Below are 18,916 nucleotides of genomic sequence, written 5' to 3'. Positions count from 1 at the left end.
CGTCCGCAGGAGGTCGAGCCTGGGTGTGAAACGGCATTGACCTGGCGCACGTGCCATCCTCCGGTAGCCCGCCGGTGCCGGCGAGCTCGACGTGGTGGCCGGCGCCGCGGTGGGCTTGATCGTGATGGTAGGGGTGTGCTCGGCTGAGTTCGTGGAGGTGATCAGAACGGGCTCGTCCTGCGCCGACACGCCACAGCCAGTCGTGCATTCGTGACCGCGCCGCCAGGTACTCCGCGCTGATCGACAAGATCCTCGGCACCGCGGGAATCGCTACGGTGCCGACCGGTATCCGGATGCCGCGCATGAATTCCTTCATTGAACGCTGGGTCAAGACATTTCGCGCCGAACTGCTGGAACGCACGATGATCTGGAATCAGACCCACTTACGGTGCGCCCCGCAGGAGTACGAGAGGCACTACAACGAGCACCGCACGCACCGATCACTCGCTGGAGCGGCGCCCTTGAGGGGCCGGCCCCAGCCTCTCGAACTCGATCAAATCGAACGCCTCAGCGTAGATCGGCAGGGCCGTCTCGGGCATCGCCACAACGTCGACTGGGTGATGAGCGGATCCGTCGTTCTAGCCGTCTACGGCGCGGACGTGCAGCCCAACGATCTCGACGTCGTGCCGTCGCCAGACCCGGACAACCTTCAGCGCATCGCGGACCTACTGGTGGAACTGGAAGCGATACCCGCCTACGACCCGAGTTGGCGCAACGGGCTCACAGAAGAACGGTGCCGTAGCTGGCGGCCGGAACCGTTGACGCTGGCGCAACTGGATCATTTGTTCGTCACACGACTGGGCATGCTCGACGTGCCACCAGAGCTCACTGGCACGTACGCCCACTTGCGGACGGGCGCAACCGAACTGGAATTGGCCGGGACCCCGGTGTGGGTGTGCGATCCCCACGAGGTGCTCAAACGCGTTCCGGATCCGCCGAGGCCCAAAGACCTCGCCCGCGCTGATGCATGCGCCGAGCTGCGGGAACAACTTCAGCGCGACAGCACCCCACTCGGGCTCGCCCCATTTGCTTGAGTCCGATTCGGATGCTGTTCGATCAATGATCGCGGCACCGGGGACGGCCCTCGTGTCTCGCTCGCGTAAAGCCAGTTCGGCAGAACAGCTCGCGTTCTGCCGAATGAACCGGAACTCGTGCTCAGAAGCGTGAACGTCCGCCCTGTACAACGGGCCGCAAGGGCATCGGTGACGCCAATCGTGTCAGCCGCAAGGGTCACAGGGGGAACGCCGGCGCGGACAACGGCCAGCTGTCCAGGTTCCGGCGCACCGCGCGGTTCCTGTTCCCGCAGGACGCCGTAGACGAGGCGGTCAACCGCTATGCGGTGCTGCAGCTGTTCCTGGTGCTCGGCGCGGTGCTGCCCTGGCGGGATTGGGTCGGCTTCGGGCCCGCGGCGATCGCCTTCGTCCTCGCGGTCCTGCTGGTGCGCCGCCTGTCGTTCGTCCTCGCGCTGGCCCGTCCTCTGCGTCTCGTACGCCGCGACGCGCTGTTCGCCGGTGGGTTCGGCCCGATCGGAGTCAGTGCCCTGTTTACCTGGCACACAGCGTTCACCAAGGAGTGAGCGATCCGCGCCTGTTCGCTGCGGTCACGCTCGTCGTAGCGGCAAACACGGTCGTGTTCGGCCTGACCAGACAGCCCTGGTCGCGAGCTCTACTCGAAGGTCCGGGCCCGGTGACCGTCGCTCTGTGCCGGCCGTGAACTCAAACCGCTCGGACAGGGATCGGTGATCGACCAGGTCAACCAGGCGGCGTGCGCCCGACGTCTGGTTCGTCCGGTCCGCCGGTGGGCAGGTTGTCGGGTGGTTCGATGCGCAGGGCCTTGGCGACCGGGACGTCCGAAGAGGAGTGCAGGACGATGGACAGCGCGATGGTGACGGCCACGAGGTCGAACACGTGTGAGGCTTCGGGCAGGCCGGACTGCACGACGAGCAGACCGTAGACGACCGAGGCGAAGCCCTTGGGCCCGAACCACGCCGCGGCCGCGCGTTCTCGCTTGCTCAGCCTGCTGCGCAGCAGCGAGACGGCGATCGACAGCGGTCGCACGAGCAGGATGGCCACCACCGGGACCAGCCAGTCACCGACGCTCAGGTGGGACAGCCTTTCGGGGGTGATCATCGCCCCGAAGACGAGCAGCGCGCCGAACTTCGTGGTCTCCGACAGCAGGTCGCCGAAGTGCTCGAACTGCTTTGCCGCGGTCGGGGTGAGGGTCGCGATCGTGGAACCGGCCGCGAACGCGGCCAGGTAAGGGTTGGCGTGGGTCAATTCCGCTGCCGCGTAGACGACGATGCCCACCGACAGCGGCCCGAGCGCCTGCAGACGGGGTTCCGCGCCCAGGACCGGCAAGCGCAGCGCCAGCGCCACCAGACCGGGCACGGCGACGCCGAGGACCAGGCCGAGGACGAGTTCCAGGGCGATCTCGCCGGGGTGCGCGGTCTCGTGCGAGGCCGCGGCCAGGAAGAGAAGCACGAACGGCAGGGCCAGACCGTCGTTGAGACCTGACTCGACGTTGAGCAGGCGCCGCAACCGCAGCGGTACGTCCTCGCGGCCCACGATCGCGGAGGCGAACACCGGGTCGGTGGGAGACAGGATCGCACCCAGCAGGAAAGCGGTGGCCCAGTCCAGGCCGGCCAGGTAGTGTGCGGGCACCGCGATGCCGATCATGGCCAGCGGCATGCCGATGCCCAGTGCCTTGCCTGAACTGCGCCACCCCTCGCGCAACGCCGGCAACCCGGCCCGCTGCCCGTCGGTGAACAGCACCGTGAAGAGGGCCAGGTCGGCCAGCGCCGAGACGAACCCGCTGTCGGAGGGGATCTCCACCACGCTGAATCCACCCTGGCCCAGCAGAGCCCCGGCGAGGAGCACCATCAACGCCGTCGAGAGCACCGTGCGCGCCGCCAGCCCTGACAACGCGACGCTGACCAGCATCACCACACCGAAAGCCAGCACCAGCGTCACGGACGGGCTCCAGTTCTCCCGGCTGTCTGCCGGGGGAGTGCTGAACGGGACACGGGTTCGCGATACCCGCCTGACGGGCAGCCAATCGGCATGGGGACGTTGCGATTGCCCGAGGGATCGCGTTCGAATGAAGGCGCTTTGGGAAGTCCTGCCATGGACCCACCGAGGACGCCAGTCACCGATGTTCCGCGATACCAACGCAACCGGGTCCTGACCACCGCGTCGTGCGTGACCATGGCACTGCCGGGTGGCTGCGGCTCCGAGGCCGTAGACCAACCCACCGGCACGCCAGCGAACGCCCGAGGCGTCGACTCCCCGCGACGCGCTGACGGCGCCGAGCAGTGTCTGACCGCGGTCTGTGCGTCCACCTCGGTCCCGGCACCAACGTCGTCGGCGAGGACGCTGAGGAGATCAGCCTGGCAGCCGAGCGCCGACGCCCAGCACACCGAGCGCTGAGCCGGTGCTCACCGCATGCCAGCCGATCCGTCGGGACGCCCGACAGGCGAAAGGTGGTCGCAAGGTTCTGGTACCGGCCCACGGGAACCCGACAGAAGACACGAGTGGAACGAAACGAACCTGAGCGGAAGCAAGGCGCGCCGAGCACGACGGAGCAGCCGAGCACGCTGAACTGGAGGGACCAGAGTGGACAGGATGACCGAGCGCGACGACGAGCGCCCCTTGGCCTAGATCGAGCAGGCGTTGGCCGTGTCCGACCCGGCGTCCGCGCTTGTCGGCACGGTCCTGCTGGTCGGCTTCTTGGTTACCAATTCGGCCGTCGTGCTGCTGGGCACCGGATGCGCGCTAGTCGGTTCGTTGGGGTCGCCAACCTGTACGCAGCCAACGAAACCCGCGGCAGGAGTTGAGCGTCGCGGCTCGGCACGGAGGCAGGAGAAATTCATCGTGCGTGCTGATCAGACCGGACGCGCCGGCAGGTCGAACGCGCTCGTGATGGGCGCGTCAGCGCCGTCGTCACCGAGGTGCTTGGACAGAAGGCGTTCGTGCTCGACGGCAGCGAGTACGGCGACGAGTCGCTGCTCGTGCTCTCCACCGAGAACGCGGACGCCATCAGGAAGGGCGATGTCGTCCAGGTGAGCGGCATCGTGGAGCAGTTCCGGCTGGCCGACTACCGCGACCGTTACGGACTGCTCCATGACGGCGTTTACCGCACCTACTCCGACGAAGAGTTTCTGGCCGCGCACAACGTGCGGCAGAACGTACCTGCGCCGTCGGGGACCACACCGTCGAGCTGACGGACGGGAAGGAGAATGATGGAGGTGTCGAACGATGGCGCGATCGTCGTCGGCGTGGACGGAACGGAGCCGTCGGAGCGGGCTGCCCAATGGGCTGCGCGGCAGGCGGCGATCTTCGGCAAACCGCTGCTGCTGGTGTACGCCATGCAGTGGCCGGTCTACACCAGTGCGCACCTGCATGCCCCGGTGGGCATCGGTGCCATGGAACCGGGCGTCACCGAGGAGCCGATGCGGCGATGGGCGCGGGACATGCTCGAAGGACTCGCCGAACACTGCCGCCACACGACCGGTGTCGACGTACACACCGAGATCTTCTCAGGTGATCCGGCGGACGCGGTGATCCTGGCCGCGGACCGGGTGGCATTCGTGGTGGTCGGCCACTCCGACCATGGCGGTGTGGCCGAGTTCCTGCTCGGGTCCACCGCGCAGCGACTCGCGCGGTCGTGCCCATGGCCGGTCGTCGTCGTCCGGGACGAGGTCACGGTCGACGGCCGGCGTGACGAGGGACCAGTGGTGGTCGGTCTGGACGGGTCCCCGGTCAGCGGGCGGGCTCTCCGGTTCGCGTTCGGGTTCGCCGCCCGACATGCAGCCGAGGTCGTGGTTCTGCACGCCGCCGACGGAGAGGTCACCACCGTGGTCGAGCCGGTGGAGACCCACGACGAGGCGGTGCTGCGCGAGGACGTGGGCCCGCTGGGCGCGGAGCTGGCTGCGTGCGCACAGCGATACCCAGGCGTTCGGCACCAATTGATGTCCGTCCCTGGCCCTGCGGTGGATGGCCTGCTCTCCGCGTCCGCCGAGGCGTCCCTGTTGGTCGTCGGCAGTCATGGCAAGGGCGCGGTCCGCCGGGCGTTCATGGGCTCGGTCAGCCACGCGGCGATCGACAGGGCGTCGTGCCCGGTGGCGGTGCTTTCCCCGCAGACAACGGAATCCGATCAGCGCTGACACCTTGACCCGACAGTGGACACTCGCCCCACCTGCCGGTGCAGCGCTCGTCGGACGGCCTTGAGTAGCACCTTGCCGGCGAGTCACCGTTGACGCCGCCGCGTCGCGGACCAACTCGACGACGAACGGCGCAAGGCCGCGCGCCTATGCATCCACCGGGCGACCGTCCCGCGGTTTGGTCCGGAGTTCCGCCAGATCGGTGCGCGTGCCCGGACAGGTGGATCGACCGATGCGAGCGGTTCGGCCGAGAGACATGCTGTTCACATGGCCGTTGATCCACGTGGTGCGGATGTGAAGCGACTGCTCGCCGAGGACCCAGGCGGGCCAGTGGTGATGCTGAACCTGCTGCGATTCGCCGAGGGCGGTGCCGAATCGTACCGGGAGTACGCGCTTCATCTGCGCGAGACGTTCCTGCCCCGCTACGGCGGCGAGGTTCTCTACGCCGGAACCGGATCCACCGTGCTGGTGGCCGAGGAAGGGCAGAGCTGGGACGCGGTGATCGTCGTGCGCTATCCGGACCGGGCCGCGTTCAGCCGCCGTTCTACGCGCCCTGTTGCAGTTCACAAAGCTTGCTATACGCAAGTTTCGGGTGTGTCGTGAACGCGTTGATCGCTGGTACCTGTCCGGCAGCCGGCGTCGGGACCTGACGCTGACCTCCTCGGAGGATCCCTCCATGCTGTTGGTGCGTCAGCCGGGATGAACCTTTCGACAGGCTGACGATCGCGCCGCCGCACGCGTTGCCTGCTCGTTCTTTGCTGTCTCGATGGCAGGCAGGAGCTCCAGGAGTGCGCTGTGCAAGGCTGGCGTAGCACGCGAACCGCGAGGTTACCTCGTCGGCGTTTGCGAGGCGGGTTACGTCGAGCAACCACCGCACTACGCATGCTTGCCAGAATGGTTGCCAGGTAAGAGCTGTCGCGATCACTGCTGCCGCACACGTCCAAGTTCGGGGGCGTGCTGCTGGTGCTCGCCGGGCTGTACGTGGCGTACTACGGCGTTTACGCGCTGGTCCTGCTCGTAGCAGGCAGCGTCCTCCTGCTGCGGCGACGTAGCCGAAGCGCGGTGATCAGCCCACGGAGGCTTTCCTCGCGGTGCTCAGGTTTCCCAGCCTGTGCCGGGCGAGCTGGTGCAGCATCTCGCTCAGTGCCTCGGGCACGATCTGTCCTTCCAGGTCTCGCCGCGCGTCGAGCACGGCTTCCGAGACGACCGGCCGTGCGAGTACACCGCTGAACTCCGCGGCCAGCCCGTTCGTCACCTCCATCACGTGCCGGTCGGACCGTTCGACCTCGACAGTCATTCTGCTTCCTCCTCACGTGGTGTCGTCTCCATTCTCCCTGAGCTGCCAAGTGCGGAACCTGACGAGTGGATGACGAATCCATGCTGTGAGCAACTTTTGCGTCAGCAGATGAAGGTGGGCTTGGCCGGCCGGAGTATGGTGATTTCGGGGGAGCGTCGAACCTTCTTCGCCGAACTGATCGGAAGCGTGACATGCGACCACTTCTCGATCTCGTGGAGCCAGAACAACTGTGGACGGTCCCGCTCAGGCGGGATCACGCCACTGCGGCACGCCAGGCGCTGCGGGTGTGCAGCGGTAGAACCGGCCCGGCCCGAGCGGTTGTCGAGCTTGTCGGTGAGGTTGACATGTCGACGGCCCCACTGCTCGCCGAACGGCTGGCCGGACTACTCGCCGAGGACATCGACCATGTAGTGCTCGACCTGTCCGGCCTCACGTTCCTGTCTGCAGCAGGTGTCAACGTACTGTTGGCGGCCGACCGCTCCGCACGCACACGCGGTGTCGCGATCTCATTGGCCGGATGCGGTGGTGTTGTCCGACGGGTGCTGCAAGCAACAGGTGTTCAGAACCGGTTCGACTTTATCGACGCTCGTCACTGTTCTGTGGATCAGGGCTGAAGAACCCGCCTGGAACCGGCTTGCCCGCTGCGCCGATCTCGTTCGGCTTCTTCGGAACCGGCGCGCCGGCGTAGGGCAGGCCGTTCCTTCCGAGTGGCTGGTGCAGTTCCAGGAACGCGCCGTGCGACTGGCGTTTGACGATGCCAGTCTCAATGCTGTGCTCGAGCGTCTCGCGGTCACGCCGCTGTTGGCCCAGGCAGACGCGATAGCTCGACGTCATCGAGCTCCGCGCTGTGCCGTACGAGTTCGTCGCGCTCGGTGGAACCGTCGTCGTGGCTGGAGTGCACTTCAGTCTCCCGTCAGCAGCTGCGATCGCGCGTGCGGCTGGCGTTCCTCATATCCGGCAGTAGAGACGGAACAGATGAGCTGTGCAATAGACAAATGTTGCTGAGCCGCAATGTTGCCTTCGTTTTGGTCACGGTGGGCTGATGACGCTTTCCCGGTGGTACTCGCGGTTCAAGTGCTCACGCGATGGAGGTAGACAGATGGCTGCCATCACGGACGTGTCGGCCGACGTGTATCGCGTTGAACTCGACGAACCGCACGCCGATGGCACCTTGACATGGCGCGGCATCACGGTCGTCGTCTCAACCGTCTACGCCGATGGCGCGTCGGGAGTGGGATGGACCTATGGCTCGGGCGGCGCGGCTGACGTGATCCGTGATGTCCTCGCGCCCGCGATCGACCTGATGTCGGCGATCTCGGCGGTGGACATCGCGTTGTGGGACCTGAAGGCGAAGACACTCGGGATGCCGCTCAGCTGGTTGCTGGGCCGGGTGCACACCGCCGTGCCTGTCTACGGCAGCGGCGGCTTCACCAGCCTCGCACGTCAGGCGATCGGCTCGGGCGCGCAGCTGTTCGTCGACGCCAACGGCGCCTACACCGCCAAACAGGCGGTCCGAATCGCGGATCGGGCGGCGGGGCGGACGTGACCTGGTTCGAGGAGCCGGTGTCGTCCAACGACCTGACCGGACTGGCACCGGTGCGAGGTGCCGTCCGGGCCGATGTGGCGGCGGGCGAGTACGGCACCTCTGACGGCTACTTCCGGGAGATGTGCCAGGCGGGCGCGGTGGACTGCCTGCAGGTCGACGTCACCCGCTGCGGTGGTGTCACCGGGGTTCCTCCGTGCTGCGGCGATCGCGGACTCGTTCGAACTGGAGGTCAGTTCGCACACAGCACCGCAACCTGCACGCGGCGGTCGACTGCGCGGTTCCGAACATCCGGCACGCCGAGTGGTTCAGCGACCACGTACGGGCCGATGAACTCCTGTTCACCGGTTGCGTCCGTCCCGTCGGCGGGTTTCTCGCACCGCAGGCGGAGCTACCCGGACATGGACTCGCCGTCCGTGACGCTGCGGACCACCGGGTCGGCTGACACGCAGGCCCAACGGAAGGGACGGCAGGGACAATGAGCACCTCCACCCGCAACAGCGCGGACACCGCGTTCTTCGGACACCCACGCGGCTTAGCGAACTTGTTCGGCGTGGAGATGTGGGAACGGTTCTCCTTTTACGGGATGCAGGGCATCCTCACGATCTATCTCTACTACTCGGCGACCGAAGGTGGTCTTGGACTCTCCGAAACCACCGCGACCAGCATCGTTGGTGCCTACGGCGGTCTGGTGTATCTGTCCACGATCGTCGGTGCCTGGATCGCCGACCGTGTGGTGGGCTCGGAGCGAACTCTCTTCTACAGCGCCGTTCTCATCATGTTCGGTCACATCTCGCTGGCTGTCGTACCGGGGCTCGCCGGTGTTGGTCTCGGTCTGTGTGCCGTTGCGTTGGGCAGCGGTGGATTGAAGGCCAACGCGACCGCGCTCGTCGGTTCCCTCTACGCCGAGGGCGACGAACGGCGTGACGCCGGCTTTTCGCTGTTCTACCTCGGTGTGAACCTCGGGGCGTTCATCGGGCCGCTGCTCACTGGTCTCGCGCAGCAGCAACTCGGATTTCACTACGGGTTCGGGCTCGCTGCGATCGGCATGGCCGCAGGGCTCGTCCAGTACACGATCGGGCGCAAGAACCTGTCGCGGGACGCGAGCGTCGTGCCGAACCCGCTTCCGGGGAAGGGCCGTGCCGTCGCCGGTATCGGTGCGCTGGCGGTTGTGGCCGTGGTGGCCGCGCTCGTGCTGACCGGAGTGATCACGGCCGCCAACCTCGCCACGGTGACGGTCCTGGTCGTGGCGGTGGCGGCGGTCGCATACTTCGCCGTTATCCTGAGCAGCAGGAAGATCACCCGGGTGGAACGGCGCCGGGTGCTCAGCTTCATCCCGATGTTCCTGGCCAGCTTCGTGTTCTTCTCCCTGTTCCAGCAGCAGTTCACCGTCGTCGTCCTCTACGTCGACCAGCGGCTCGACCGCACGCTGTTCGGCTGGGAGATGCCGGTCGCGTGGGCGAACTCGATCAACCCGATCTTCATCATCCTGCTGGCGGGAGTGTTCGCGGCGATGTGGACGCGGCTCGGGTCCCGTCAGCCGTCCGCACCGGTGAAGTTCGCACTCGGCACGGTCATCATGGGTGTCGCGTTCCTGATGTTCCTGCCCTTCGCCGGCGGTACCGGCAACACCACACCACTGCTGATGCTTGTCCTGATCCTGCTGACCTTCAGCGTTGCCGAACTATTGCTGTCCCCGGTGGGCTTGTCGTTGTCCACGAAGCTGGCGCCACAGGCGTTCCGCACCCAGATGGTCGCGTTGAACTTCCTTTCGATCGCGCTGGGCACGGCTACCGCGGGTGCGCTCGCGAGCTACTACAGCGTCGACAACGAGGCGGTGTACTTCAGTGTCGTCGGCGGTGCGGCGGTCGCATTCGGAGTGCTGCTTGCCCTGGCCAGTCCGTTCATCCGCAAGCTGATGAGCGGCGTGCGCTGAGGCTCAGAGCTGGGGAACGTTGCCCGTCAGCGCCAGCAGCAAAGCCAAGGCGGGCAGCAGGTTGTTCACCTGATGAGCGACGATCGCTCCGATCAGGCTGCCGGTGAACATCCTGGCCAGTCCGACTGGAATCGACAGCACCAGGAGTAGTGGGGTGCGCAGCAGTTCCAGATGCGCCAAGGAAAACAGAACACTCGTCACCGCGAACACAACCCACCGGTTGAGCCGCCAGTGCTCCAGTGAGCGCCACAACGCACCCCGGAAGAGCACCTCCTCGGCAGCGGGAGCGACGAGCCACACCACGAGGAACACGGTCACAGCCGCAGCGGTGGGCATCTGCCGGTCGGCGAACGCCTCACCTACCGAAGACGTGGCCTGATCGCCGCCGACCCAGTTCGCCCACACGATAGCGGCGGGGATGGTGACCAGCAGTCCGGCGAGCCCGATCGCCGCACCGAGACCAGCTGAACGCAGACCGGACCGGACCGCGAGTTCGCGGCGCCACCGGCCTGTTCGTTGTCCTGCTCCGAACAGCGACGTGCACGCGATCGCGACCAGCGCACCACCCACAGGAGGCACGATCAGCAACACGAGCAGGCCGCTGTCGGGTAGTCGACCCTCCTCGGCGATCGTCGGGTCGGCCGACGTGTACCAGATCAGCGTGAGCAGCGACAGCGCCAGGAACGCCACCTCGGCGGCGACGAAGACGATGAGCATGCGCAGGCCGGCCATGAACCCACCCGGCTGTTCGTGCACCCCTTGCCTCCCTATTCGCTCAGCAAGGCATGGGTACCACGGCGACGGGACAGGATGCGTGGTTGAGCGCGGTATGGCTGACCGAGCCGAACAGCGCCCGATGCACGGCATTGTCGCCGCGGTCGCTCACCACGAGGAGCTGGGCATCTTCGGACTGCTCCAGCAGGGTCTTGGCATCGTCGCGCACAGGACGTAGTTCGCACGCGTGGCGCTTCGCGTAGCCGGCGGCGAATCGCACGGCGGGCATGCTGTCAGGCGAGTCGTCCACGCCCACGATCACCGGACCGCTCCGGCCCACCTGGCCACCGCGAACCGCGACAACAGGGCGGTCCACGTCGTGCACCAAGCTCGTGACGGTGGAGCCGATCAACGCGCGAGGCAACGCCCACTGGTGAGACATCCCGACTACCAGCAGTTCGGCGTCCACGGTCCGTGCTGCCTCGATCAAGGCGGGAGTCGCCCGGCCGCCCACGACTTTGACGTCGACCTCAAGTCCCGGCTCAAGCCGTCGGCACTCCTCGGCGGCGACGGCGACATTCTCTTCTGCCTGCCGTACGAGCGACGTGTCATCGAACACCGCCGCAGGACCCCATCCGGGTGCCGCCACCGCGCCCCACGCACTCGTGACCGACGTCAGATGCGCATGCACGAGCAGCAGCGGACAGAATCGGTGGGCGGCTTCGTCCGCTGCCCACCTGACCGCTTCCCACGCGGGGTCGGAGCCGTCGAAGCCGACGACTAAACCACCTCGGTGGCCGACCTCGACGAACGGATTCGCCGCAGACATGGTCCGCCGCCTCAGGACTTGCGGTGAACGGCGAAGTGGAACTTGCCGCGATCGTCGCCCTGGACATCAAGCACCTGCTCGCTGAGGCAGCGAGCGGCGACGTGGTCGAGGAACACACGCGAGCCCGCAGTTCCGGCCACGACCTGGTCACCGTCCACCGGCTCGTCGGCGACCACCAGCGCGAAGCCGGCGCCCTCGGCAGGCTTCCTGGTGAGCGAGATCCTCAGCCCACCCTGTTCGCTGCGGCAGGCGGCGGAGGCGATGGTGTTGATCGCTTGGCTGGCTCGCTGGCTGACGTCGAGCATTGCGGCTCCTGGTGACGGCTTCGGGCTGACGAGTCCACCGTAAGGACCGGACGCATTGGCTGCACACACCTGATGCGCGGGTAGCGCAAATGTTGCACATACGAAAGGTAACGCTCTGTGCGGCGCGGTTCGCTTGGTGTGCCGGTCATGTACGGCACATTCGAGGCAGATGTCAGGATGAGACTGGGCTGCTGATAGCCCTTTCGACACCGACCGCAACACGCCATAGGCGTTCAGCCTGGTCGGTCTCATCAACACACCGCACGCTGTCGGAGCTCACATCACGACGTCGTAATAACTCAGCGGCGGTTGATGGAGAACAGCATCACCGTCATCGGCACCGCTGCCGCGGACAGGGCGATGGCCGCCAGAGCGATCCGGGAGACCTGGTAGCGGTTGCCCGCGTAGACGGCGAATCCGATCAGGAACGCCAGCGGGATCAGCGCGAAGAGCAAACCTGCCCGGATACGAGGTTTGACGTCCATCGTCCTGTCCTTCCGAGCGTTGCCTCAGGCGAGCGCGCCGATCAGATTCCGGCACGCCTGTTCGCACTTGCGGCATGCTTCCGCGCAGACCCGGCAGTGCTCGTGCCGTTCGGCATGTTGAGCACATTCGTCGCCGCACGACTTGCAGAGGGTCGCGCACGCTTCGAGCACGGCGCGGGTGGCGTTGGCGTCGTAGCCGGTGTGGCGCGACAGAATCCGGCCGGCGGCGGCGCAGATGTCCGCACAGTCCTCGCAGGTGCGGATGCACTTGCGCAACATCGGCAACTGGTCATCCGACTCCGACAAGCACGCGTCCGCACAGGCCGTACATGCCTGCGCGCAGGCGATGCATTCCTCGATGCACCGCACGAGCGCTGACCGGTCGACCTCACCCAGGTCCGCCGGATAGGTCTCAAGCATTTCAGTTACCACGGTCATGTGGTCCATGCCTCCTCACGTCGATTTCGACTGATTCTTGGGCGAGCGGCCGAGCACGCCCACGGCTGTGATCAAAGAACCGAGCAGGATCTGCTACGAGCGCTCAAATCGTCGTCGGCGTGCATGTCTGCGCATCCCAGCCACAAGTCCGATCACCAGAGCGACGACAGTGCATGCGACAAGCGCGATGTATGCCTGGTTCGGTCCGCGCTCCACGGCTACCCACAGCAGGCCGAGCAGGAACGCGACGCTGAGCCAGCCTGCCGTCACCTTCGCGCCGTAGAGCGGCTCGTCCCGCTGGTCAGGTGAACTCATGGTTATTCACCTCTGCGCGCCGGGCAGCAGCTCCTGCGCCTTGGTCTTGGTGCCCTGGACGATCAGGTGCCACGCCTCCGGGTCGCCGCGCAGGATCGCCTCGGTCAACGACTTCACCTGCTCGAACGTGGCGTGTGGTGGGATCGGCGGCACCTCGGGATCGCACCGGAAGTCCAGCAGCGTCGGCCGGTCGGCGCTGAGGGCCAGATCCCACGCGCGTCCGAGCTGATCGGGGGAGTCGACGTCGATGGCCAGCATCCCGAGAGAGCGGGCGAAGCCCGCGTAGTCCACATCGGGGAGTGTCTGCGACTCCTCGAACTTCGGTGCGCCGCCCATCGCCCGCAGCTCCCACGTGACCTGGTTGAGGTCGTTGTTGTGGAACACGCAGACCACCAGCCGCGGATCTGACCACCTGTCCGCATACCGGATCACGGTGATCAGCTCGGCCAGACCGTTCATCTGCATCGCGCCATCACCGACCAGCGCGATCACCGGACGATCGGGATGGGCGAACTTCGCGCCGATCGCGTACGGCACCGCCGGGCCCATCGTCGCGAGCGTTCCCGAGAGGGAGCCGCGCATACCGCGTCGCATCTTCAGGTCGCGGGCGTACCAGTTCGCCGCGGAACCGGAGTCGGCGGTGATGATCGCGTTGTCCGGGACCCGGCTCGACAGCTCCCAGACGACGCGCATCGGGTTGACCGGGTCGGCCTCGACCATCGCCTGCTTCTCCATGGTGTCCCACCAGCGGGCGACGTTGCTCTCGACCGATTCCCGCCATTTGCTGCGTGGTTTGCGTTCCAGCAACGGTACGAGCGCCGCGAGGGTGGCCTGCGCGTCGCCGATCAGGTTCAGCTCGGTGGGGTAGCGCATGCCGATGAACTTGCCGTCGATGTCGATCTGGATCGCCCGCGCCTGACCGAAATCCGGGAGGTACTGGGTGTAGGGGAAGTTCGATCCCACGATCAGCAACGTGTCGCAGTCACGCATCAGTTCATAGCTCGGGCGGGTGCCGAGCAGTCCGATCGACCCGGTGACGTACGGCAGGTCGTCGGGCAACACGTCTTTGCCCAGCAGCGCTTTCGCGACACCGGCGCCGGTGAGATCGGCCAGCTGTTCGACTTCGTCCACGGCCGACCGTGCCCCTGAACCGATCAGCACGGCGACCCTCTCGCCGGAGTTGAGAATCTCAGCGGCCCGGCTGATGTCTTCCTCGGGAGGTAGCACCCTCGACCTCGGAGCGCCCGGCCTGCTGGACGGAACCTGCTTGAACTCGTGCTGCGGCGGAACGTAGTCCTCCTCCTGCAGGTCGGCCGGAATGATCACCGCTGTGGGCGCGCGCTCCGCGAGCGCGACGCGGATGGCCCGGTCGATCGCGTTGGGCAGCTGCTCGGCTACGTTGACCTCGACGAGGTACTCGCTCGCTACGTCCTTGAACAACGACTGCAGGTCCACCTCCTGCTGGTAGCTGCCGCCCATCGCGCTGCGGGCCGTCTGACCGACGATCGCCACTACCGGCACGTGGTCCAGCTTGGCGTCGTACAGCCCGTTGAGCAGATGGATGGCACCGGGGCCGGAGGTGGCCAGGCAGATGCCGACCTCGCCGGAGAACTTGGCGTAGCCCACCGCTGCGAATGCCGCCATCTCCTCATGCCTGGCCTGGACGAAGCGCGGTTGGTCACCTGCCCTGCCGAACGCGGCGATGACGCCGTTGATGCCATCACCGGGGTAGGCGAACACCTGGTCGACCTGCCAGTCCCTCAACCTGGCGACTACGTGGTCACCGACCGTCTGGGTCATGAAGCCTCCTCGCTAGGGTCTCTCCGTTCGCCTACCCCGGATCCGTGGTCGTCAACACGTAACGCATCGACCATTGCGGCTGGAAACGTTTTGGTGGCGCAACCGTTGCGAGGCTGTCGTTTGGATAACGGCTCGATGTCGTGACGTGAGGAGTCAGGCCTGCAGTGGTGGCGCCAAACATGCCATTCAGGGCTTCACCGAGTCCCTGCGGTGCGAACTCGTGCACGACCGCAGCGGCCTGGAGATCACGATGGTGCAGCTGCCGGCGCTCAACACGCCGCAGTTCGACTGGGCGCTGTCCCGCATGCGCTGCAAGGCGACACCGGTGGCACCGATCTACCAGCCGGAGCTGGCGGCCGAGGCGATCACGTACGCGGCCGACCACCCCGATCGTCGTGAGTACTGGCTCGGCGCCAGCACGGTAGCCACGTTGACGGCGAACCGGCTGATGCCCGGACTCCTCGACCGTTACCTCGCGCGAACGGCGCCCAGGCCGCTTCGGACCGCACCAGCGCGATCACAGTCCGCAGCTGTGGCTGTCCCAGCACCGCAAGGCGGTCAGCGTGGGCACGCTGCTGTGCGGGGCGACGGCGGCGTATCTGCGCTGGCGCGGCCGTGAGTGAGTCAGATCCAGCCGAGATCGCTCCCGTTCACGGCTGGCTCTCCGCCGGCCGTGGCGAACGCCGTAAGCGCGTCGATGAGGCCTTGCCGGTGATCCTCCGGCATCCGCTCGACGATCTTCCTGATCCCGGCACGACGTCGTCGGGTGACATCCCGGACGAGCTTCTTGCCGGACTCGGTCAGCTCGATGACGACTTCGCGGCGTGAGGCCGGGTTGGGCTGACGCGCCACCGTCTCCATTGCGAGGAGGCGGTCGACCGTCCTGGTCGCGGTGGACGGGTTGACCCCGAGGAGCTCGGCCAGCGTGGTCAGTTTCATCGGCCCTCTGCTCTGCAGCACGACGAGCACACGGAACTGGGGCAGCGTGATGGTGTCGCCCGCTGCGGCGATCGACCGTGCGGAGATGGCGACGAGGAGACGCGACGCGGTGAGCACGGCGTCCGCGAGTGCATCGACGCTGGTGATGTCGACCTTGGACCGAGTCATGGCACAGTTGTACCCCAACGGTGCCGTGTTGCCACAAATGGCGGAGAACGTCACTCTCGCGCTGAATAATGGGTCGTCTGCGCTGCGATGCGGCCGTTCTTCACCACATAAGTGTCAACGCCGTCGTGGATGCTGGTGCTGCCCGCGGTACATCGCCCGGCCCACTGGAGCATGCCGACCTCGCCGTGCACGAGCAGGCTGCGATAGCTGTACGCGCCGTCGGGCAGATAGCTGCGCAGAATCGCCGCCAGCGAACGGATCGCTTCGTGTCCGTGGTGTACACCCTCAGCCGACAACGTGACGACGTCGTCGGCGTAGTTGCGGTCGAGATCGGCCTGTAGCCTGCCGGCGCGGCGTGCCGCCTCGCCCAGCCCGTACCGCTCGGCATAGTCGTCGTAGGAGAACTGCCGCACGGTGCCGGTCACTGTCATTGTCTGGCCCTCGGTGAACTCGGGCTGGTTGTCCTTGAAGAGCACGAGAAGCGAGTCGTCGCCGTAGGGGGCTGCGTCGAGGATTACGGACTCGTCGGTGAGATCGTTCTCCACCGGGGCCGCGATGGTCACCTTCTTCCCGACGTGGTCGGTGTTGGCGAAGTACTGAGGCTGATCAGGCTTCGTGGTGGTAGTGGTCGTGTCGGCCGTGCCGGGGACCACATCGTTCACAGGGTCGTCGTTCCCGCATCCGGTCAAGACGGACCCGAGGCCCAGCACCGCGGTGGCGGCGATCAAGCGGTTCCTCACGGAGCTCACAGGCTCTTCCATCATCGTCGGTTCGTTGTTCCCTTGGCGTACCCAGCCGACGAGTCTCAAGAGTGCCTTTATGCAAATGTTGCCCAATGCATCCACGCAGGTTTGCAACCCGTCGAAACCGATGCAGGACAGCAATCCGATCATGCGCGTCGTTCGTCGCTCTGGTGTGAAGGTGGCGAGAAGAGTGCGCGTAGCACGATGACGAGCGGCACGGCGAAAACGGCGCCCACGATGCCCGCTGTGACGGCGCCGGTCGAGACTGCGAGCACGACCACGAGTGGGTGTAGCCGCACGGCTTTGCCCAGCAATAGAGGTTGCAGGATGTTGCCCTCCAGTTGCTGGACCCCGATCACGATGGCGAAGACGACCAGCGCGACGACTGGGCCCTTCGTCACGAAGGCGACCAGCACGGCCAATCCGCCGGTGACGAATGCGCCGACGAACGGGACGAAGCCGCCGAGGAACACCAACGAGGCAAGGGCGAGTGCGAGCGGCACGCCGAGCAGCACGAGGCCGGCGCCAATGCCGATCGCGTCTATGAGAGCGACGGCGATGCTCGCCCGGACGTATGTCGAGAGTTGTGCGAACGCGAACCGAATCCGCTGGTCGGCGCGGTGTGCAAGGTCGTGTGGCATGGCGCGCACCACGGCTCGATGCACGCGTTCGCCGTCGTACAACAGGATGACCAGTACGAACAGGGCGAGCACTGTTCCTGCCAGGAACCGCATGAGCGCCGATGCCGTCGCCGTCACGCTTGAGGCGAGCTGATCCGAGCGCTCTCGCAGCCACGCGGTGAGGTTGTCGATGCCTTCCTCGATCTGCCGCTGGCTCAGGTGGAGGGGACCGTGCACGAGCCAATGACGCAGCGACGACAGACTTGACTGCACCGTCGCCTGCAGATCGGGGAGTCCGGAGACGATGGCGTTCACTGCGAACGTGAGAATTCCGCCGATCACCGCGACTCCGGCGAGCAACACGAGCGCCGTGGCCAGCCACCGGGGTATGTGGAACCGCCGGAGCCACTGGGCGGCCGGGTGCAGCAGCGCGGCCAGCAGCAACGCCACCGCGCACGGCAGCAGCACCGCGCTGACCATCACCGAGAGCCGGATCAGCAGGCAGAGCAGCACGATCAGGGCGATGCACGCAGCCGCCGGTACCGCCGCCTCTTTGAGGCGACGTACCAACTGTCCGGAGTTCGGCGGACGTGAGGCTTCTTTCACGGAGACTGGTTAGCCTCCTGTGCGCTGCTGAAACTGGACCGTCCACTGTGGATCACCATGCTCCGGTAACGGGGGAGTCACAAACGGCTGTAGACCGTTCCGGCTCGCACCATCGGGGAAGCCAGCCGGTGACAAGCGAATCACGAGAGGAGCGACCATGCTGCCAACCGGTATCGCGAAGGTCGCGTCCACGATGGCGGTAGTGCTGCTGGCGCTCACGGCCACGTCCTGCGGTGAACCCCAACGCGTGCATGAGAGCGGCACCATCGGCACCAACGCGGAGTTCGGCGAGATCCTGCTGCGCAACGTTCACTTCCGCCCGCCGGAGGGCAATGCGTTCCGCGCCGGAGACGACGGCGTGATCAGCCTCGCGCTGTTCAACCGGGCCGACCATCCCGACGCGCTGGTGGACGTCCGCACGCCCGTCGCCGGTGATGTCGAGATCCGGTGGGACCGCGACTGTGACGGCAGCGGCGAAAAGGTGCAGGAGTTGCCACTGGCCGCGGACGGCGGGGTCGACGGCGTGGCGGGCGAGCAACTCGCCTACCACCTGCAGGTCCTGGACTTCTCTGAGGACGTTCTCGCGGGTACCACGGTGCCGGTCACGTTCGAGTTCGACCGTGCCGGGGAGACGACCGTGGACGCTATCATCGAGACGGCGGGAGACGGGGACGACGGACCGCTGCCCTCCTGCACACCCGACGAGATCACGCTGACCGGCGTGGTGCAGAGCGGTGTCGAGCCGCGCTGCCTGGTGATGAGGGCCGACGACGGCCGGCAGTTCCTGCTGCTCGGCGGAGATCCTCAGGTGCTGCAGGCCGGGGAGGAGGTCGTTGTGGAAGGCGCACCGGCACCTGACAGGCCGACGACCTGCATGCAGGGCATTCCGTTCCTCGTCAGCGATGCCAGGCTGTCCGGCTGAGCCAGCCGAGCAGGCCGATGCGATCCGCGACTGCCGAAATTAGTCCACAGTGGACTACAGCCTGTTGTTGCGGTCCTGTTGCCAACGTATCGGTGGTG

General features: G+C 66.4%; 24 protein-coding genes. 11 read left to right on the top strand and 13 right to left on the bottom strand.

Features of this window, described 5'->3' with window-relative positions:
- The first annotated feature begins 275 nt into the window (after positions 1-275).
- Both IG04_RS44805 and IG04_RS0133845 read left to right on the top strand, forming a co-directional pair.
- The gene (locus IG04_RS44805) at positions 276-1,034 is read left to right on the top strand and encodes an integrase core domain-containing protein (protein WP_063758348.1); all 759 of its coding nucleotides are present in this window, start codon (positions 276-278) and stop codon (positions 1,032-1,034) included.
- A gap of 305 nt (positions 1,035-1,339) precedes the next feature.
- On the top strand, positions 1,340-1,576 hold the full coding sequence (locus IG04_RS0133845; protein WP_030480814.1) for a hypothetical protein: 237 nt from the start codon (positions 1,340-1,342) through the stop codon (positions 1,574-1,576).
- A gap of 175 nt (positions 1,577-1,751) precedes the next feature.
- Here IG04_RS0133845 and IG04_RS0133840 read toward each other — a convergent pair whose 3' ends face one another.
- Complete coding sequence (locus tag IG04_RS0133840; RefSeq protein ID WP_036016481.1) at positions 1,752-2,969, bottom strand: cation:proton antiporter; 1,218 nt, start codon at positions 2,967-2,969, stop codon at positions 1,752-1,754.
- Between the two features lie 977 nt (positions 2,970-3,946).
- Between IG04_RS0133840 and IG04_RS0133835 the strand changes: the two genes are divergently transcribed.
- The 3 genes from IG04_RS0133835 to IG04_RS0133825 all read left to right on the top strand — a co-directional run bounded on the left by IG04_RS0133835 (position 3,947) and on the right by IG04_RS0133825 (position 5,761).
- On the top strand, positions 3,947-4,219 hold the full coding sequence (locus IG04_RS0133835) for a hypothetical protein (protein WP_030480812.1): 273 nt from the start codon (positions 3,947-3,949) through the stop codon (positions 4,217-4,219).
- Between the two features lie 24 nt (positions 4,220-4,243).
- Positions 4,244-5,161 (top strand): universal stress protein, encoded by a 918-nt coding sequence (locus IG04_RS0133830; RefSeq protein WP_159460535.1) that lies wholly within the window; start codon positions 4,244-4,246, stop codon positions 5,159-5,161.
- 291 nt (positions 5,162-5,452) lie between these two features.
- Positions 5,453-5,761 (top strand): hypothetical protein, encoded by a 309-nt coding sequence (locus IG04_RS0133825; RefSeq protein WP_211257860.1) that lies wholly within the window; start codon positions 5,453-5,455, stop codon positions 5,759-5,761.
- Between the two features lie 463 nt (positions 5,762-6,224).
- On the opposite strand, the gene IG04_RS0133820 is transcribed toward IG04_RS0133825, so the two are convergent.
- Positions 6,225-6,455 (bottom strand): hypothetical protein, encoded by a 231-nt coding sequence (locus IG04_RS0133820; RefSeq protein WP_030480809.1) that lies wholly within the window; start codon positions 6,453-6,455, stop codon positions 6,225-6,227.
- A gap of 191 nt (positions 6,456-6,646) precedes the next feature.
- Here IG04_RS0133820 and IG04_RS48745 point away from each other — a divergent pair, with 191 nt between their 5' ends.
- The gene (locus IG04_RS48745) at positions 6,647-7,069 is read left to right on the top strand and encodes an STAS domain-containing protein (RefSeq protein ID WP_084402220.1); all 423 of its coding nucleotides are present in this window, start codon (positions 6,647-6,649) and stop codon (positions 7,067-7,069) included.
- Here the strand turns inward: IG04_RS48745 and IG04_RS0133810 are convergent.
- Complete coding sequence (locus tag IG04_RS0133810; RefSeq protein ID WP_030480808.1) at positions 7,032-7,289, bottom strand: hypothetical protein; 258 nt, start codon at positions 7,287-7,289, stop codon at positions 7,032-7,034. The genes IG04_RS48745 and IG04_RS0133810 overlap by 38 nt on opposite strands.
- A gap of 283 nt (positions 7,290-7,572) precedes the next feature.
- Between IG04_RS0133810 and IG04_RS48740 the strand changes: the two genes are divergently transcribed.
- Genes IG04_RS48740 through IG04_RS0133800 form a run of 3 tightly spaced genes read left to right on the top strand, consistent with a single transcriptional unit; the run spans position 7,573 to position 9,934 of the window.
- Complete coding sequence (locus IG04_RS48740) at positions 7,573-8,001, top strand: enolase-like domain-containing protein (RefSeq protein WP_276326727.1); 429 nt, start codon at positions 7,573-7,575, stop codon at positions 7,999-8,001.
- A complete protein-coding gene (locus IG04_RS46830; RefSeq protein WP_051771224.1) occupies positions 7,998-8,480 on the top strand; it encodes an enolase C-terminal domain-like protein in 483 nt (160 codons plus the stop codon). Before IG04_RS48740 ends, IG04_RS46830 begins: the two co-directional genes overlap by 4 nt.
- The gene (locus IG04_RS0133800) at positions 8,477-9,934 is read left to right on the top strand and encodes a peptide MFS transporter (protein WP_030480807.1); all 1,458 of its coding nucleotides are present in this window, start codon (positions 8,477-8,479) and stop codon (positions 9,932-9,934) included. Before IG04_RS46830 ends, IG04_RS0133800 begins: the two co-directional genes overlap by 4 nt.
- A 3-nt stretch (positions 9,935-9,937) precedes the next feature.
- Here IG04_RS0133800 and IG04_RS0133795 read toward each other — a convergent pair whose 3' ends face one another.
- From IG04_RS0133795 to IG04_RS0133770, 7 genes are all read right to left on the bottom strand, one after another.
- Positions 9,938-10,690: a CPBP family intramembrane glutamic endopeptidase gene (locus tag IG04_RS0133795; RefSeq protein ID WP_245816736.1), complete on the bottom strand. Its 753-nt coding sequence runs from the start codon at positions 10,688-10,690 to the stop codon at positions 9,938-9,940.
- Between the two features lie 19 nt (positions 10,691-10,709).
- Entirely contained in the window at positions 10,710-11,477 is a 768-nt protein-coding gene (locus tag IG04_RS0133790; RefSeq protein ID WP_030480805.1) for a universal stress protein, read from the bottom strand.
- Between the two features lie 11 nt (positions 11,478-11,488).
- Positions 11,489-11,782 carry a hypothetical protein gene (locus tag IG04_RS0133785; protein ID WP_030480804.1) on the bottom strand — a complete coding sequence of 98 codons (294 nt, stop codon included), beginning with the start codon at positions 11,780-11,782 and terminating at the stop codon, positions 11,489-11,491.
- A 299-nt stretch (positions 11,783-12,081) separates the two neighbouring features.
- Positions 12,082-12,267, bottom strand: coding sequence for a hypothetical protein (locus tag IG04_RS46825; RefSeq protein ID WP_144065756.1), 186 nt, complete (start codon positions 12,265-12,267; stop codon positions 12,082-12,084).
- Between the two features lie 24 nt (positions 12,268-12,291).
- Entirely contained in the window at positions 12,292-12,714 is a 423-nt protein-coding gene (locus tag IG04_RS0133775) for a four-helix bundle copper-binding protein (RefSeq protein WP_030480803.1), read from the bottom strand.
- An 84-nt stretch (positions 12,715-12,798) separates the two neighbouring features.
- The gene (locus IG04_RS46820; protein ID WP_144065755.1) at positions 12,799-13,020 is read right to left on the bottom strand and encodes a hypothetical protein; all 222 of its coding nucleotides are present in this window, start codon (positions 13,018-13,020) and stop codon (positions 12,799-12,801) included.
- Between the two features lie 6 nt (positions 13,021-13,026).
- On the bottom strand, positions 13,027-14,820 hold the full coding sequence (locus IG04_RS0133770; protein WP_030480802.1) for a thiamine pyrophosphate-requiring protein: 1,794 nt from the start codon (positions 14,818-14,820) through the stop codon (positions 13,027-13,029).
- A 145-nt stretch (positions 14,821-14,965) separates the two neighbouring features.
- Between IG04_RS0133770 and IG04_RS43205 the strand changes: the two genes are divergently transcribed.
- Entirely contained in the window at positions 14,966-15,439 is a 474-nt protein-coding gene (locus IG04_RS43205) for an SDR family oxidoreductase (RefSeq protein WP_420864960.1), read from the top strand.
- A 5-nt stretch (positions 15,440-15,444) separates the two neighbouring features.
- Here IG04_RS43205 and IG04_RS0133760 read toward each other — a convergent pair whose 3' ends face one another.
- The 3 genes from IG04_RS0133760 to IG04_RS0133750 are packed head-to-tail and all read right to left on the bottom strand — an operon-like array spanning position 15,445 to position 17,896.
- Positions 15,445-15,927 carry a MarR family winged helix-turn-helix transcriptional regulator gene (locus tag IG04_RS0133760; RefSeq protein WP_030480800.1) on the bottom strand — a complete coding sequence of 161 codons (483 nt, stop codon included), beginning with the start codon at positions 15,925-15,927 and terminating at the stop codon, positions 15,445-15,447.
- A gap of 50 nt (positions 15,928-15,977) precedes the next feature.
- Positions 15,978-16,820 (bottom strand): nuclear transport factor 2 family protein, encoded by an 843-nt coding sequence (locus IG04_RS45795; RefSeq protein WP_144065754.1) that lies wholly within the window; start codon positions 16,818-16,820, stop codon positions 15,978-15,980.
- Positions 16,817-17,896, bottom strand: coding sequence for an AI-2E family transporter (locus IG04_RS0133750; protein WP_144065753.1), 1,080 nt, complete (start codon positions 17,894-17,896; stop codon positions 16,817-16,819). Before IG04_RS0133750 ends, IG04_RS45795 begins: the two co-directional genes overlap by 4 nt.
- 157 nt (positions 17,897-18,053) lie before the next feature.
- Here IG04_RS0133750 and IG04_RS44470 point away from each other — a divergent pair, with 157 nt between their 5' ends.
- Positions 18,054-18,818, top strand: coding sequence for a copper chaperone PCu(A)C domain-containing protein (locus tag IG04_RS44470; RefSeq protein WP_051771218.1), 765 nt, complete (start codon positions 18,054-18,056; stop codon positions 18,816-18,818).
- Positions 18,819-18,916 lie beyond the last annotated feature (98 nt).

Source organism: Lentzea albidocapillata (assembly GCF_000719115.1).
GTDB lineage: Bacteria > Actinomycetota > Actinomycetes > Mycobacteriales > Pseudonocardiaceae > Lentzea > Lentzea albidocapillata.
Note: the sequence above shows the minus strand (reverse complement) of the source record. Positions and strands in the feature narration are given on the sequence as shown.

Excerpts from the sequence above, each read along its gene's own strand:
- IG04_RS0133820 (WP_030480809.1), bottom strand. The coding sequence starts at position 6,455 with ATGACTGTCGAGGTCGAACGGTCCGACCGGCACGTGATGGAGGTGACG.
- IG04_RS48745 (WP_084402220.1), top strand. The coding sequence starts at position 6,647 with ATGCGACCACTTCTCGATCTCGTGGAGCCAGAACAACTGTGGACGGTC.
- IG04_RS0133810 (WP_030480808.1), bottom strand. The coding sequence starts at position 7,289 with ATGACGTCGAGCTATCGCGTCTGCCTGGGCCAACAGCGGCGTGACCGC.
- IG04_RS0133800 (WP_030480807.1), top strand. The coding sequence starts at position 8,477 with ATGAGCACCTCCACCCGCAACAGCGCGGACACCGCGTTCTTCGGACAC.
- IG04_RS0133790 (WP_030480805.1), bottom strand. The coding sequence starts at position 11,477 with ATGTCTGCGGCGAATCCGTTCGTCGAGGTCGGCCACCGAGGTGGTTTA.
- IG04_RS0133785 (WP_030480804.1), bottom strand. The coding sequence starts at position 11,782 with ATGCTCGACGTCAGCCAGCGAGCCAGCCAAGCGATCAACACCATCGCC.
- IG04_RS46825 (WP_144065756.1), bottom strand. The coding sequence starts at position 12,267 with ATGGACGTCAAACCTCGTATCCGGGCAGGTTTGCTCTTCGCGCTGATC.
- IG04_RS0133775 (WP_030480803.1), bottom strand. The coding sequence starts at position 12,714 with ATGGACCACATGACCGTGGTAACTGAAATGCTTGAGACCTATCCGGCG.
- IG04_RS46820 (WP_144065755.1), bottom strand. The coding sequence starts at position 13,020 with ATGAGTTCACCTGACCAGCGGGACGAGCCGCTCTACGGCGCGAAGGTG.
- IG04_RS0133770 (WP_030480802.1), bottom strand. The coding sequence starts at position 14,820 with ATGACCCAGACGGTCGGTGACCACGTAGTCGCCAGGTTGAGGGACTGG.
- IG04_RS0133760 (WP_030480800.1), bottom strand. The coding sequence starts at position 15,927 with ATGACTCGGTCCAAGGTCGACATCACCAGCGTCGATGCACTCGCGGAC.
- IG04_RS45795 (WP_144065754.1), bottom strand. The coding sequence starts at position 16,820 with ATGATCGGATTGCTGTCCTGCATCGGTTTCGACGGGTTGCAAACCTGC.
- IG04_RS44470 (WP_051771218.1), top strand. The coding sequence starts at position 18,054 with ATGCTGCCAACCGGTATCGCGAAGGTCGCGTCCACGATGGCGGTAGTG.